At 48.4% G+C, this 13,758-nt stretch carries 15 protein-coding genes; 13 read left to right on the top strand and 2 right to left on the bottom strand.

Going from position 1 to position 13,758, the window contains the following annotated elements; translation table 11 throughout:
* Window positions 1-134 precede the first annotated feature (134 nt).
* From Q9M42_RS13740 to Q9M42_RS13690, 11 genes are all read left to right on the top strand, one after another.
* Window positions 135-698, top strand: coding sequence for an RNA polymerase sigma factor (locus Q9M42_RS13740; protein ID WP_322527028.1), 564 nt, complete (start codon window positions 135-137; stop codon window positions 696-698).
* On the top strand, window positions 688-1,461 hold the full coding sequence (locus tag Q9M42_RS13735) for an anti-sigma factor (RefSeq protein WP_322527027.1): 774 nt from the start codon (window positions 688-690) through the stop codon (window positions 1,459-1,461). Before Q9M42_RS13740 ends, Q9M42_RS13735 begins: the two co-directional genes overlap by 11 nt.
* A 177-nt stretch (window positions 1,462-1,638) precedes the next feature.
* Window positions 1,639-1,863: a hypothetical protein gene (locus Q9M42_RS13730; protein ID WP_322527026.1), complete on the top strand. Its 225-nt coding sequence runs from the start codon at window positions 1,639-1,641 to the stop codon at window positions 1,861-1,863.
* Window positions 1,864-2,270: 407 nt separating this feature from the next.
* A complete protein-coding gene (locus tag Q9M42_RS13725; RefSeq protein WP_322527025.1) occupies window positions 2,271-2,480 on the top strand; it encodes a hypothetical protein in 210 nt (69 codons plus the stop codon).
* A 138-nt stretch (window positions 2,481-2,618) separates the two neighbouring features.
* Window positions 2,619-3,845 (top strand): ABC transporter substrate-binding protein, encoded by a 1,227-nt coding sequence (locus tag Q9M42_RS13720; protein WP_322527024.1) that lies wholly within the window; start codon window positions 2,619-2,621, stop codon window positions 3,843-3,845.
* Window positions 3,763-4,680, top strand: coding sequence for an ABC transporter permease (locus tag Q9M42_RS13715; RefSeq protein ID WP_322527023.1), 918 nt, complete (start codon window positions 3,763-3,765; stop codon window positions 4,678-4,680). The genes Q9M42_RS13720 and Q9M42_RS13715 overlap by 83 nt, the downstream gene beginning before the upstream one ends.
* Window position 4,681: 1 nt before the next feature.
* Window positions 4,682-5,464, top strand: coding sequence for an ABC transporter permease (locus Q9M42_RS13710; RefSeq protein ID WP_322527022.1), 783 nt, complete (start codon window positions 4,682-4,684; stop codon window positions 5,462-5,464).
* Between the two features lie 12 nt (window positions 5,465-5,476).
* Entirely contained in the window at window positions 5,477-6,397 is a 921-nt protein-coding gene (locus tag Q9M42_RS13705) for an ABC transporter ATP-binding protein (RefSeq protein ID WP_322527021.1), read from the top strand.
* Between the two features lie 238 nt (window positions 6,398-6,635).
* The gene (locus tag Q9M42_RS13700) at window positions 6,636-7,241 is read left to right on the top strand and encodes a CDP-alcohol phosphatidyltransferase family protein (RefSeq protein WP_322527020.1); all 606 of its coding nucleotides are present in this window, start codon (window positions 6,636-6,638) and stop codon (window positions 7,239-7,241) included.
* Complete coding sequence (locus Q9M42_RS13695) at window positions 7,228-8,661, top strand: dihydrolipoyl dehydrogenase family protein (protein WP_322527019.1); 1,434 nt, start codon at window positions 7,228-7,230, stop codon at window positions 8,659-8,661. Before Q9M42_RS13700 ends, Q9M42_RS13695 begins: the two co-directional genes overlap by 14 nt.
* Window positions 8,662-8,685: 24 nt before the next feature.
* Window positions 8,686-9,783, top strand: coding sequence for an NAD(P)/FAD-dependent oxidoreductase (locus Q9M42_RS13690; RefSeq protein ID WP_322527018.1), 1,098 nt, complete (start codon window positions 8,686-8,688; stop codon window positions 9,781-9,783).
* A gap of 202 nt (window positions 9,784-9,985) precedes the next feature.
* Here Q9M42_RS13690 and Q9M42_RS13685 read toward each other — a convergent pair whose 3' ends face one another.
* Window positions 9,986-11,584, bottom strand: coding sequence for a peptide chain release factor 3 (locus tag Q9M42_RS13685; RefSeq protein ID WP_322527017.1), 1,599 nt, complete (start codon window positions 11,582-11,584; stop codon window positions 9,986-9,988).
* A gap of 296 nt (window positions 11,585-11,880) precedes the next feature.
* On the opposite strand from Q9M42_RS13685, the gene Q9M42_RS13680 reads away from it, so the two are divergent.
* Complete coding sequence (locus Q9M42_RS13680) at window positions 11,881-12,552, top strand: CAP domain-containing protein (RefSeq protein WP_322527016.1); 672 nt, start codon at window positions 11,881-11,883, stop codon at window positions 12,550-12,552.
* A gap of 96 nt (window positions 12,553-12,648) precedes the next feature.
* Here the strand turns inward: Q9M42_RS13680 and Q9M42_RS13675 are convergent, their stop codons facing one another.
* On the bottom strand, window positions 12,649-12,960 hold the full coding sequence (locus tag Q9M42_RS13675; RefSeq protein WP_322527015.1) for a winged helix-turn-helix transcriptional regulator: 312 nt from the start codon (window positions 12,958-12,960) through the stop codon (window positions 12,649-12,651).
* A gap of 158 nt (window positions 12,961-13,118) precedes the next feature.
* Between Q9M42_RS13675 and wrbA the strand changes: the two genes are divergently transcribed.
* Window positions 13,119-13,736: an NAD(P)H:quinone oxidoreductase gene (wrbA, locus tag Q9M42_RS13670; RefSeq protein ID WP_322527014.1), complete on the top strand. Its 618-nt coding sequence runs from the start codon at window positions 13,119-13,121 to the stop codon at window positions 13,734-13,736.
* The last annotated feature ends 22 nt before the right edge of the window (window positions 13,737-13,758 follow it).

Raw genomic sequence — 13,758 nt, 5'->3', positions numbered from 1 at the left:
GATAGATAAAGGAGATGTATACACCATAGAATTACACAAATTTTTTCGAGGAAAAGAGATCCAATACCGGGGTGCGTTGCGTAAGCTGAGTACATACCTCTTTTCCCACGCATTTTGAAAAAAGGAGAAGACCTATGTCGAAGTTATCGGATAACGATTTGTATGAGCGCATACGCGAGCGCGACAGAGAAGCGCTCGAGCTTCTGTATGATCGTTACGAACGGCTGCTTTATTCATTCGCCTACCGAATGACCAAGGATCAGCAAATAGCCGAAGAGATCATGCAGGATGTTTTTATGAAAATATGGCAGGGGAAGGGAAGCGCCGTCTACCAGAAAGATAAAGGGTCGCTTTCGTCCTGGCTGCTTACGATTACACGTAACGCCTCGATTGATGCCATCCGGAGAAGAAAGCCGGAAGTGGAATGGGATCCGAGGGATTCAAAAGAGGAAACGACAGGGGTGGAAGAGCAGGTGGAGCTGAAAGAAAGCAACGAAGAGCTCGAACAGGCAATCGCACTTCTTTCAGAGGAACAACAAAAAATTGTCCGCCTGTTTTATTTTCAGGGGTGGTCCCAGCGTAAGATTGCAGAGTCCTGCGATATACCGCTCGGTACTGTAAAGGGTCGCATCAGGCTCGCCCTAAAGAAATTGAAAGAACACCTCTCCAGGGAACGGAGGGTTGATTATGGCGAGTAATAAACAAGACTGGTTGTTTGATTATATAAATGGTCTTTTGACCACAGAAGAAGAGCGGGAGTTTGAAGCCTGGCTCGAAACGGATGAGGAGACGAGGCAGGAGCTTGAGGAAATGCAGGCGATTATGGGAGAGCTCCCCCGGCACATTGAACCGCACGACCCGCCGGCAGGCATGAAAAACCGTGTCATGGAGCATGTCGTTGGAAGAGAGCCGGAAGAGAAAATCACGGCGGCAAAGCCAAAAAGAAAATGGAGCACTGTGGCAGGCGCACTGGCCGCTGTTCTGCTTGCTTCCATCGGTACTAACGTTTACTTTGGCACGCAGTGGCAGCAGGCAGCAGAAGAACGCGAAGAACTCGCCGGAGACCTCGGAGAAATGCAAACGGCTCTTTCAGAGCTTGAAGATTCTTCCCAGGAAACAGGCGAAGTGATTGCTTCTCAGGAGTTTGCCGCTACAGAAAACTCCCAGGGAAGCGGAAGGGTGACGCTTCTTAATACCGAGCAGCAGGGAGAAATGGCTGTGCATGTAGAAGGGCTCGAAAATCTTAGTAATAGTGAAGTCTATCAGGTGTGGATGGTTGGTGACGGCAACCAGATGGTGCCGGCCGGATCATTTACCACCAATGAAGACGGAAGCGGTTCGCTTGTCTTCCCATCGGATGCAGTGAACGAAGATTGGAACGCCGTAGCGATTACGAGAGAACCAGAGCCGGACAACGAAGCACCTGAGGGTGAAGTGGTGCTCGAAGCTCCGTTTTCCTAAAGATACGAAAGGGCCGGAAGAAATTTCCGGTCCTTTTTTGTATAAGAAATTGCTTTCATACAGGGGGGCTTGGGAGATTGTATTAAGTGAAAAGTCACGGAATATTCACGAAATACGATTCAGCCGTGTATTTATTTCGTTAGCTGACTGAAACCAAATACAGTGGGCGATTCATCCATGTACATCAACTGGAAACGCACCGCCATAGCTCTGCCCTTATCTGCCGCCGTTATTATCCCGGCAGCACCGGGCATCGCTTCAGCCGACAGCCACGATAGCCACGACGATATGGAAATGTCAGAGGAAATGATGGCTTCTGTAGCCACCCCGACCGGAGACCTGCGGGCCCAGCTGGACCACTATTTTTTAGAGCACGCCTATCTGGCAGTAACGACGATGTAGAAAGGGGCGTACGGAGCAGATGATTTTGAAGAACCCGCCGCCGCATTAGAAGCAAATACACAGGAGCTCACAAGCACTATCATCTCCGTTTACGGAGAAGAAGCGGGAGAGCAGTTTGAAGAAATGTGGAGCGAACACATCGGCTACTTTGTTGATTATGTGGAAGCAACAGGAGCGGAGGACGAGGAAGCAAAGCAGGAAGCACTCGACAACCTCGGCAACTATTAGACAGAGTTCTCTGAATTCCTGGCAGGGGCTGCCGAGGGTGAACTGGAGGCAGAAGGACTTTCTGAAGGTCTTGAAATGCACGTGGATCAGTTAATCGGAGCTTTTGACAGCTATACAATGGGAGAGTACGACAGTGCGTATGAAGAGATACACGCGAAGCTTACGGTCATATGTTCGGCGTGAGTGAAGGTCTTTCCGGCGCGATTGTCGCTCAGTATCCGGAGAATTTTGAAGAAAGCTCTTCTGACGAAGCAATACCGGAAGAAATGCCTCAGACCGGCCTTGGCGGCTCAGAGCAGAAGGTGAGCCCATGGGGGATTGCTGCTGGCAGCATGGCGCTCATTCTGGCAGAAATCGCTGTAACGAAACGACGTCGCGAAGAAGCGTAGCATTTATTTTTAAAAAGGCTGTCCTGCAGAGGGCAGTCTTTTTGTGTGCAGGCTCCAAACATGGTATGTATGAGATACTGATAAAAGGGAAAAGAAAAAGCATGGAATAAGCGCAAATGAAGGGAGAAATTAAAGCAGATGAATTGGAAAATAATCGCAGCCGCGGGAACGATGCTTATCGCTGCAGGATGCTCCGGAGATTCAGGGGAAGGTGGGACGTCCTGGGAGGAAGAGGAATGGGAGGATATTGAGGAAGAAGCCGCGGGAACGACCGTGGAATTACATATGTGGGGCGGGGACGAGGGGACCAACGAATACATAGATGAATGGGTGGCTCCGCGCCTGGAGGAGCAGTATGACATTACGCTGAACCGGAATCCGATTGAAACTGAAGATGCGCTGCAAAATCTTTATTCTGAAAAAGAAGCGGGAACGGAAGAAGGGACGATGGATATCATCTGGCTGAACGGGGAGAATTTCCGTAACGCAAAGGAAAACGAGCTTTTATACGGCTCCTTCGCAGACGCACTCCCGAACGTTGAAAATCATATTGATATGGAGGCCGATACAAACGCGTATGATTTCGGGACGCCGGTTGAAGGGATGGAAGTGCCGTGGGGGTCCGTACAGTTTACTTTTATGTATGATACTGAAAAGGTTGAGACGCCTCCGGACAGTATTGAAGAGCTGGCCGCGTGGGTGGAGGAGAACCCAGGAGAGTTTACGTATCCGGAAGCGACTGATTTTACCGGTAACGCGTTTTTGCGTCATTTTATTTATAACAATGTCGAAGCCGAACAGGTTATTGAACAGGGCTATGATGAAGAATGGATTGATGAGCAAAGCGACAGTATGTGGGAGACTCTGCGGGAAATGGAGCCGGATTTATGGAGAAGCGGAGAGACGTATCCATCGTCGCTCAGTCAGCTTGACCGGCTGTACCGGGACGGCGAAGTGTCTATGACCATGGGCTACAATGAAGCGAGAGCAGAAAGCCTGATCCAGGACGGCACGTTTCCGGAAACAACAGATACATTTGTATTTGACAACAATTCGATAGGAAACACCCATTATCTGTCCATTCCTTTTAACAGCACTAATGTACCGGGAGCGATGGCTGCGATCAATTACCTGGTGTCCCCGGAAGCCCAGCTGCAGAAACAGGCACCGTCAATGTGGGGGGACAGCACTGTGCTTGATCTTGATACGCTCTCAGAGGAAATGCGCCAGAAGTTTATTGAACAGGACCGCGGAGACTCCGTGCTGGATACGGAAGTGCTGAATGATGCTTATCAGCCGGAAATGGACGCAGGCTATGTGGAGTGGACCGAAGACCGGTGGGAAAATGAAATTGTTCAAAGGTAAAAGCATGATAGTAATGATTTTGCCGGCCCTTATTGTAACGGCAGGGCTTTCATTTTACGCGGTCGCAGTATTATGGACACGGCTGGGCACAGAAGGGAGTCCATTAGTTATCCTTAATGAGATAGCTTCGCTGCCTGCTTTTTGGGAAAGCCTCAGCTTCAGTTTCGGAGTGACAGCCGTTTCCACCGTGCTTTCTTTAGGAATTGGAGTACTCGCCTCTAAATTGTTGTTTGGGAAAAAGGGAAGCGCCGGTGCCGGTGCGCTGTTCTGGGTCCCAATGGCTGTGCCCCATTTTGTAGGGGCGTATCTTGTCATCTGGTTTTTTTCACAAAGCGGGTGGGCGGCCTCTCTGACACAGCAGCTGGGCTGGATCGACAATAGAACAGAATTCCCTATCCTAACAAATGATACTGGCGGCATCGGCATTATTTTATCCTACGTATGGAAAGAAGTTCCTTTCGTAGTGCTGATGACAGCACCGGTCTACCTTGAGATGAACAATTCGGTAAAGCATGCAGTGGCAACGCTTGGCGGCGGGCCCTTCCGTAAATTTAAAGACGCGGAATGGCCTTATTTAAAAGCAGTCACCCTGGAAACGGGAGTAATACTGTTTGCGTTTGTATTCGGTGCCTTTGAAGTTCCGGGGCTGGTGGGGGCGACGCGCCCGGAAATGATTGGTGTTACTATCTTTGAATGGTACAGCGGCGGAAGCTGGGAGGAGCGTCCTTATGCCTACGCGGTATCGGCGTTGATCGGCGTGGTGTTCATTACCCTCAGCGCACTTATGATGTGGTATACTCGCCGGTTGCGTATACGAATATGGAGGGGGGAGTAGTATGAAAAGAAAAGCAGCGGCAGCCGCTTTTGCGCTTTGCTTTGCAGTTCCTTTGCTTGCACTCGTGGTGCAGAGCTTCGCTTCGGAATGGCCGTTTGGGGAGATTTGGCCGCTGGCATGGACGCTAGATGGCTGGGGAGTGCCGTTTAGCGACCCGCTGCTTGCAGAGGCCTGGGGGCGGACGATTCTTATTGCTCTTTGTGTGGCAGCTCTGAACCTCTTGATTGGCATTCCGGCAGCCAAAGCGCTTGTTGTCCGGGAATTCAGGGGAAAAGAACTGATAGATGCCATGCTTTTAGTCCCCGTGCTTCTTCCGATTACCGCCCTTGCTGTCGGGCTGCACATTTTTGCTCTGCAAAGCGGTACAGCAAATACATGGTACGGGGTCGCTTTTTTTCATCTGCTTCCTACACTCCCATACACGATTCGTATCATTCGTGCCGGCTACGAGCGGATAGGAAGAAATCAGTATGAACAATCACGAAGCCTCGGCGGCGGGGCAGCCGCCAGGTTTTTGCTGGTTGAGCTCCCCCAGATGACTGCTTCTGTGCGTACAGCTGTCTTTTTTGCCGTTGTAATTTCTGTCAGCCAGTTTGCCCTAACTGTTATTATAGGAGGAGGAACGGTTACGACTATGGCGGTATTGTATTATCCGTATACAAACAGTGCGGCGCCGTCAGCCGTCAGCGCCTTTTCATTAATGACAGCCGCACTTCCAGCGGCTGCTGCGCTTGCTGCTGACGGAGTACTCAGAATAAGTACGAAAATTTTAAAATCATGGTAGGGGTAGGGGAATATGTCATATTTGTCAGTTCAGAACGGAAGCAAGGTCTATCAGGAAAATCAGGTGCTCCGGAACATAAACCTCGAGCTTAAAGAGGGGGAAAACAGAAGCCTGGTCGGTAAATCTGGAACGGGAAAATCGACGCTTTTACGCTGTATTGCGGGTATTGATATGTTTTCAACTGGTACGGTGATGATTGACGGGGCAAGTGTAAATGAAAGTCCGGCGGAGAAGCGTCCCGTCGTTTTAATGTTTCAGCAGCCGCTGCTTTTTCCGCATTTAACGATTCTGCAAAACGTTACATACGGTTTGAAGGTGAAACGAATACCTAGAAAAGAACGCAAGAAAACTGGCAGGAAGCTGCTAGAAAAAATGGAGATAGAGGAGCTTGAAGCACGGTATCCGTATCAATGCTCCGGAGGCCAGCAGCAGCGTGTAGCTCTTGCACGGGCGATAGCTGCAGCACCGAAAGTATTACTGCTTGACGAGCCATTTTCGAGCCTGGACAGTTCTTTACGTAAAACGATGCGCCGCTGGGTGAAAGGAATACTTGAGCAGGAAAACATCACATCAATGTTTGTTACGCATGACCGCGAGGAGGCCTTCGATATGGGTGAGAGTGTCAGTGTGATGGCCGGCGGAGAAGTTATAGAAACAGGTAATAGAGAAAAGCTGATGCGGGCACCGGAGCGACAAGAGACTGCTTCTCTGCTCGCAGATGGATGGTGGTTTCCGGAAAAAGGCTTTGTCCCGGCCGAAGCTTTGCGGGTCACAAAGGAGGCAGGACAGGGTTATTTCGCAGCTGAAGCAGGACCTGTGAAAAAACAGTACGGTCTGTGGATTCAGACATTTTATGAAATCGGGGGCGTCCAGTCCGTTACCCTTGCTGTGAATGAACCATTTCGCGGAAGAGCATTTATAGCCCCGGCTTGAAAAGGAGGAAAGCGGTGAATAGCCGCTTGTAGGTTCCAGCCGCTTAGTTTATTTTCAGCCTCGTTCATGTCGCTTGCCGGTTGCATCCGGCTGCATTTTTTAGGTTCAGAGCTGTTACCGGGGAATGGATATATATATTGAGCGCTGTCAGTGTTTTTGCTGCTCTTTTGATCGTGGTTGTCATTTTACGGAAAAAAGGGTATGAAAATAATATAAATAACATAAATGGGGAACTGCAATGATTGATACACACGCCCGGAAATGGGCAGACCCGGTCATAGACAAAACAGCCGATTGGTTTCTGAACCGGCGTTGGACCGCCAACCAGGTAACGGTTCTAGCATTTGGAATCGGCGTGCTTACAGGGCCGTTCATTTATTTTGACGCTGCATGGGCAGCCTTTATCTGTCTCTGGATATCAGGTTTTTTAGACACCGTAGACGGGGCAATGGCGAGGAAAACCAGACCTTCTGCGTTTGGGACGGTGCTTGACATTACGTTTGATCGTCTTGTGGAAGCGAGCGTTCTGCTCGGACTTGCCTTCCGGTATCCGGATTTAATGTGGCTGCTTCTTCTGTTAAGTGTCTCCATATTGTTTTCGATTACCGTATTTTTAACAGTTGGAAATATGTCGGAACGAAGCGGGGTCAAATCGTTTTACTATCAGGCGGGGCTCGCTGAGCGGACCGAAGGATTTATTTTGTTTTCCCTGATGATGCTTTTCCCGGCTTTTTTACTGTATTCCACTGCTTTATTTTTATTTGTCGAAACATTTACCGGCCTGCAGAGGCTGCTGGAAGCAAAACGATTATTAAAGGAGCAGGATGAGAATGCCGCAGATTGATTACGATTTAATAGTACTTGGGGGTGGGTCCGGCGGACTGACCGTCGCGTCAGGAGCAGCGCAGTTTGGCATGAAGACCGCTCTGGTCGATGACCGGGAAAATCTTGGAGGCGAATGCCTGCACGCCGGCTGCATACCTTCGAAAGCATTTGTGACTGTCGGACGAGAAATCCAGAACGCACGAAGGGCAGCGAAAGAATTCGGTCTGCATCTGGATGGAAATGCCAATTTTGAACAGGTGAAAAAAAGAGTACGGGACGCTGTAGCTGATGTGCAGGAGCTTGATGACGTAAGCGAGTTCGAAGCACTCGGTATCGATGTGTACATGCGGCGCGGTGAATTCATGGATTCCCATCATTTATATCTTGAAGATGGAAGTGTCATTGGAGGAAAAAGAATTGTCATTGCCACCGGCTCGAGTCCGAATGTTCCTCCAATTGAAAATCTGGAGCTTCTGCCTTACTATACGAATGAAACGATTTTCGAGGCTGAGAAGCTGCCGGAAAAACTGGTGTGCGTCGGAAGCGGCCCGGTAGGTATGGAGCTTGCCCAAACGCTTGCACGAATCGGCTCTTCTGTGACGGCGGTAGATTCGGGCGATCGCATTTTCTCAAAAGAGGAAAAGGAAATTGCAGCACGGGCGCAGAAAGAATTAGAAAAGGAAATCCATTTTATTCCCAACAGCCGGGTGGTAAGACTCGAACAAGAAAATGGACGCGTTTATGCTGTCATAGAAGGGGAAACTGAACAGAAAATCGAAGCGGACGCGCTTTTGCTTGCGGCAGGACGTGTACCGAACACAAATAACATAGGATTAGAAAAAGCAGGTGTGAGGGTAAAGAAAGATAGGAGCATCGACGTTTCGAATACAATGCAGACGTCTGTGCCGCATATCTTCGCCGTTGGCGACGCAAGCGGCGGATATATGTTTACACATGCGGCCGGTATGGAAGGTCAGACGGTGGTCTCCAACGCTGTTTTCGGGCTGCGCCGGAAAATTAATTATAATTCGCTTCCATGGGCGTATTATACTGAGCCGGAAATTTTTCATCTGGGCGTCACTGAGGAAGAAGCTAAACAACTCAAAGGCGTAGATGCCCGTATTTACCGCATCGAAGGAAAACAGGTGGACCGTTTTCTAGCTGAAGGGGACCCGGTGCCTTTAGTGAAAATTATCACCGACCAAAAAGGAAACATTATCGGGGCTCATGCTGTCGGACGCCATGCGGCTGACTGGATGCAGCAGGTCACTGCAGCAAAAACGTGGAAAAAGAAGCTGCGCTCATTTTCAAGTGTCGTGTATCCGTATCCGGCTCACGGGGACATTGTGAAAAAAGCAGCGGATGAATACTGGCGGGAGGCTTTGTTTAACAGCCCTTTCAACAAGGTACTTAAAAAGTATGTAGCATGGTTTCGGTAATTGAAGAGACAAGGAGGAAATATAGTGACTAAACGAGTGATATTCGTCGGAGCAGGCCACACCAATCTTTCCGTAATAAAGGAATGGAAGAAAAAGAAAAAAAACGTAGAATGGATTCTTATTTCCCCGGGACAGTACCAGTATTATTCAGGTATGTATTCAGGCTACATGGAAGGGCGCTACGCTATCGAAGATATCCGTGTTCCGCTTCGGTCATTCTGTAACGAAAACGGCGGCACGTTTGTTTCGGCCAAGGTTACTTCCATCGATCCGGAGCAGAATATTGTTCTCACCAACGCAGGTAAAGTTATGCATTTTGACTATTTATCCGTAGATATTGGTGCCCAGCCGAAAGGACTTGAAATTCCACATGTGCAAAAGCACGCGGAGGTCTTAAAAGCTAACGAAAACTTCTCTGAAGCGGTGGAAAGTGTCCGGACAAGCCATCATCCGGTTGTTGTCGGCGGTGGTTATGCCGGAATTGAGATGGCTTTTACAGCGCAGGCATGGAGAAGTAAAAACAAGTTTCTGGCGCCAGTGAAAATTATTTCCGGGAGCAAACTGCTTCCGGAAGACACAGAGGAAACGCGTCAGAAGGTGTACGACCTTCTTAATAAAAGAGGGATTGAATACTTCGAAAACGAACAGGTGCACCGGGTGACAGACCGGACGGTGGAAACTGATTCGCTCTCCTTCCCGTATGAAGATTTACTGTGGATGACCGGACCGAAAGCACCGGCCTGGTTTGAAGCCTCCCGGCTGCCGGTCGACAGCGAAGGTTATCTGCTCGTAAATGAACACCTGCAGTCAGTAGCGTATCCGCAAATATTCGGAGTAGGCGACTGCGTTACCATCGCGGGACATGAAGACATTCCAAAAAACGGGATATCAGCTGTCAAAGAAGCTCCTGTGCTTCTTGAAAACATTAAGCGTTCCCTGAAAGGCAAAAAGCTGACCAAGTATTCGCCGCAAAAAAATTATATGGCGATCCTGAATCTTGGAGGCAAGCAGGGGCTGATGATATACGGTGACAAAACCCGTGCAGGCAAAGCGCCGTTTAAAATCAAGCACCGGATCGACAAAAAATTCATCAAAGAACTACAGCCATCAAGAAAAGCGTAAGAAGCCGGGGGAGTGGCGCGGGATCTGGAAGCTCTTTTACCAAGTGGCTCTTTCACTTGGAAAGAAGAGCTGAAGAGACCTGCCGCCACTGGCTTCTGGAGCTGGACAGGAAGAAAAGCGTAAGAAGCAATAAAAATCCTTCATATAACGTAAAAAAACGGACTGCCTGTTGATGAGAAGGCAGTCCGTTTTTGCTATCTTTTTACGTCGTCTGGCTGGAAACGAAATAAGAGTTTTCGTGGAAGGAAATATCAGGATATTTGTCTTTGGCCATGTTTAACTGGAACTCATTTTCAAAGAGAGCCACTAGCCGACCGTTCCGGTCGAGAGCCAAATTCTTTTGTTTTCTGGCGAAGGTATTCATTGCTTCCGCTGGGCCGTCGACCCATCTGGCCACTGATAATGGAAGATTTTCCATTTTAATATGAGCGTTATATTCATTATTCAGCCGGTGCTCAAGTACTTCGAACTGAAGCACGCCGACAACGCCGACGATCTGCTGCTCCGGCACCCGCTGATAAGTTTTAAATAACTGTATAGCCCCTTCTTCGGTTAATTGCTGCAGTCCTTTTTCAAATGATTTATGCTTCATCGCATCTTTAACAGAAATGGCAGCGAAGTGTTCAGGAGAAAAGTGTGGCATTTCTTCAAAAGAAAATGTGCCTGATTCTGCAAGTGTGTCGCCAATTCGGAAGGTTCCCGGATCGTACAGGCCGATAATATCGCCGGCGTATGCCTCCTGGACAATACTGCGGTCCTTGGCAAGAAACTGCGTTGGCTGGTGAAGCTTCATGTTTTTGCCGATACGCACATGATTGACCTGCATCCCCGGAGAATATTTGCCTGAAGTAATTCTCATAAAGGCGATCCGGTCCCGGTGTTTTGGATTCATGTTCGCCTGAATCTTGAAAATAAATCCGGAGAAATTGTCACTGAGCGGGGAAACAAAGCCCTGATCGCTTTCCCTTCCGACAGGCGCCGGCGACCATTCCATAAAATACTCCAGGAAATTCTGCACCCCGAAGTTCGAAACCGCGCTCCCGAAAAAGACTGGAGTGAGATCGCCGCTTTTGATGCGTTCTTCATCATATGCATCCCCGGCGACATCGAGAAGTTCAATTTCCTCCTGAAAGGAAGCGAGGAGCTGCGGATCAATACGTTCCTTCAGCTTAGGATCGTCGGTGCCGTTTACGTAAACGACTTCTGTCTGGGACGGAGAATCGGGGTTAAACCATTCTACTTTTTTGGCATGTCGGTCGTAAATGCCGTGAAAGTCCTGGCCCATACCAATCGGCCAGTTGACCGGGTATGAACGGATACCTAAAATATCTTCCATTTCTTCCATCAGCTCGAACGGGTCCCGGCCCTGGCGGTCCAGTTTGTTAATAAAAGTGAAGATAGGAATGCCTCTCATGCTGCAGACTTTAAACAGTTTTTTGGTCTGCGCCTCGACTCCTTTGGCCGCATCAATAAGCATGGTTGCTGAATCGGCTGCGGTCAGCGTACGATACGTATCTTCACTGAAGTCTTCGTGACCGGGAGTGTCAAGAATATTAATGCGGTGGCCTTGATAATTGAACTCCATTACAGAACTTGTGACAGAGATCCCGCGCTGCTTCTCAATTTCCATCCAGTCACTTGTAGCATGACGCTGGTTTTTCTTTCCTTTAACGCTCCCGGCTTCACGGATAGCGCCTCCAAAGTAAAGCAGCTTTTCCGTCAAGGTTGTTTTCCCGGCATCCGGGTGCGAAATAATGGCAAACGTCTTTCGGGATTCGATTTCGTTTTTCCATGTAGCCATTCGTTATATCCATCCTTCGTTTAAATTTGCTGATAATCTGCCCGCGTTCGTAAGCACTCTTCCTATCTTAATAGATAATCTTAGTTTTCGGCAACAATAAGGAGGGTAGAGTAATGCAGTAATTACTTTGATAAGAAAAGTTTTAGATTTAATTAATGTAAAATATAGGACAATAGCCGCAAAAATTTGTAAAATTCCTTTGAAATGTTTATTTTCAAGAAATTAATGGTAAAATTTTAATATAACGTTATCATTTATATAATTTAGCTATCTATCTTTTATAAGAGGTGAAGGACATGAGATTCAAAAGAACAGCCGTTGTCGGTGCTCTGTCAGCAACACTTATTTTCCCTTTGACCGCTCTAGGGCAGGATACATACACCGTAGAGTCAGGAGATACATTATACACGATTGCTGAAGATCACGGCGTAAGTGTGGATGCGCTTATAGAGGAAAATAGCAGTATTCAGGACCCTGACGCGATTACCGTAGGCCAAAGCATCGCTATTCCGGAAAGCGAAAGCAACTCTTCTTCAGACAGCAGTTCATCGGAATCTTCGGAAGCTGTGACCACACAAAGCGAGTCTGAGTTTGAACAGGAAGTTGTTCGTCTGACGAATGAAGTTCGGGCAGAAAATGGACTTGCACCGGTGGAAGCGGACAGTTCCCTGCAGAGCGTAGCAGATGCTAAGTCCCAGGACATGATTGATAATGATTATTTCGCCCATGAAAGTCCGACATACGGCAGTCCTTTTGAAATGATGCAGGAATTCGGCGTGAGCTATGAGGGCGCCGGTGAAAACATTGCAGCCGGACAGGATACGCCGCAGGACGTTGTTGATGCATGGATGGATTCCCCGGGGCACCGTGATAACATCCTCAATCCGGACTTCACGCATATTGCGATCGGCTATGAAGAAGGCGGAGAATACGGTCAATACTGGACGCAGATGTTTTTGGAAAAATAAAGAATCAGGGAAAAGCGGCTGCTCGAAGGCAGGCGCTTTTTTTGTGTTTAAATCATGAAAAAAGCAGGCTTTTCCTGCATGAAAAGTACCTGCTTTTTATTGAACCCAGACCTCAGCCCAGTCCTGGATCGCATTAATGACCGGTTCGAGATCTCTGCCCTTACTCGTCAACTGGTATTGGACGCGTACGGGCTTTTCCGGAAATACGCTGCGTTCGACAATCCCTTTGTCTTCAAGCTCTTTTAGCCGTTCTGTAATCAGCCGGTCGCTCATATCCGGAATCTCTCTTTTTATATCTTTGAAGCGGAGCGGTCCCTGAAGAAGCACAAGGATTAACAGGCCCGTCCATTTTTTGCCGAGCAGCTCCGCTGCAAATTCATATTTTGGGCAGATGGAAGTCTTCTGCATAATAGTTCACCTCTTTATGAACATAGTACCACAAAATTATTGTTTCGTAGAGGAGGGGCTGGGGTATAGCTTGAAGGGTGAGTTGACAGTACAAATGTTTTCATGTACTTTCGAAAAGTAAGTAACTTTATAAATATAAGTAATAGGAGTGTTTTTCAATGAGTAAAGTATTGGTACCGTTTTATAGTTCTTATGGACATATACACGAAATGGCAAAGGCAGTAGCGAAAGGCGCAGAAGAAACAGGGGCTGAAGTGCGGGTCGTAAGAATTCCTGAATCACAGATGGCTAAGGAAGGTATGTCTACGCAGGAAGCGTATGTAGAGGCGCAGAATAAACAGGCAGATATTCCTGAAGCTACAACAGACGATCTCGTATGGGCTGACGGCGTCGTTTGGGGCATCCCAACACGCTTTGGCAATATGCCGGCTCAGGTGAAGCAGTTTATGGATGCTGCTGGTGGTCTGTGGGCAAACGGCTCACTTGAAGGCAAGGTAGCAGGGATCTTTACGAGTACAAATACAGTCCACGGCGGTCAGGAAACGACAATTATTACATCGATCGTGCCGCTTCTCCATTTCGGATTCATTTTTGTCGGTCTTCCTTATGGCGAAAACCCGGAAATGACTGAACGTGACTTTGTCGGCGGAACGCCATACGGCGCTTCTACGCTTGCTGGACCCGATGGTACCCGGATGCCAAGCGAAGGTGAATTGACAATGGGCGGCCGTTTAGGCGCCCGCGTTGCAAAAGTGGCAGAGAAATTGGGCAACTAATAGAAAGCAAAAAAGCGTCCGC

Origin of the sequence: Marinococcus luteus, from assembly GCF_034497705.1 — a bacterium.
Lineage (GTDB): Bacteria > Bacillota > Bacilli > Bacillales > Marinococcaceae > Marinococcus > Marinococcus luteus_A.
The sequence above is the reverse complement of the archived record's forward strand: the minus strand, read 5'-3'. Positions and strand labels throughout refer to the sequence as shown.

What these genes read in the sequence shown, in the direction of transcription:
- Q9M42_RS13680 (WP_322527016.1), top strand. Translation starts at nt 11,881, where the DNA reads ATGAGATTCAAAAGAACAGCCGTTGTCGGTGCTCTGTCAGCAACACTT.
- Q9M42_RS13740 (WP_322527028.1), top strand. Translation starts at nt 135, where the DNA reads ATGTCGAAGTTATCGGATAACGATTTGTATGAGCGCATACGCGAGCGC.
- Q9M42_RS13730 (WP_322527026.1), top strand. Translation starts at nt 1,639, where the DNA reads ATGTACATCAACTGGAAACGCACCGCCATAGCTCTGCCCTTATCTGCC.
- Q9M42_RS13675 (WP_322527015.1), bottom strand. Translation starts at nt 12,960, where the DNA reads ATGCAGAAGACTTCCATCTGCCCAAAATATGAATTTGCAGCGGAGCTG.
- Q9M42_RS13710 (WP_322527022.1), top strand. Translation starts at nt 4,682, where the DNA reads ATGAAAAGAAAAGCAGCGGCAGCCGCTTTTGCGCTTTGCTTTGCAGTT.
- wrbA (WP_322527014.1), top strand. Translation starts at nt 13,119, where the DNA reads ATGAGTAAAGTATTGGTACCGTTTTATAGTTCTTATGGACATATACAC.
- Q9M42_RS13685 (WP_322527017.1), bottom strand. Translation starts at nt 11,584, where the DNA reads ATGGCTACATGGAAAAACGAAATCGAATCCCGAAAGACGTTTGCCATT.
- Q9M42_RS13715 (WP_322527023.1), top strand. Translation starts at nt 3,763, where the DNA reads ATGATGCTTATCAGCCGGAAATGGACGCAGGCTATGTGGAGTGGACCG.
- Q9M42_RS13700 (WP_322527020.1), top strand. Translation starts at nt 6,636, where the DNA reads ATGATTGATACACACGCCCGGAAATGGGCAGACCCGGTCATAGACAAA.
- Q9M42_RS13705 (WP_322527021.1), top strand. Translation starts at nt 5,477, where the DNA reads ATGTCATATTTGTCAGTTCAGAACGGAAGCAAGGTCTATCAGGAAAAT.
- Q9M42_RS13735 (WP_322527027.1), top strand. Translation starts at nt 688, where the DNA reads ATGGCGAGTAATAAACAAGACTGGTTGTTTGATTATATAAATGGTCTT.
- Q9M42_RS13695 (WP_322527019.1), top strand. Translation starts at nt 7,228, where the DNA reads ATGCCGCAGATTGATTACGATTTAATAGTACTTGGGGGTGGGTCCGGC.
- Q9M42_RS13720 (WP_322527024.1), top strand. Translation starts at nt 2,619, where the DNA reads ATGAATTGGAAAATAATCGCAGCCGCGGGAACGATGCTTATCGCTGCA.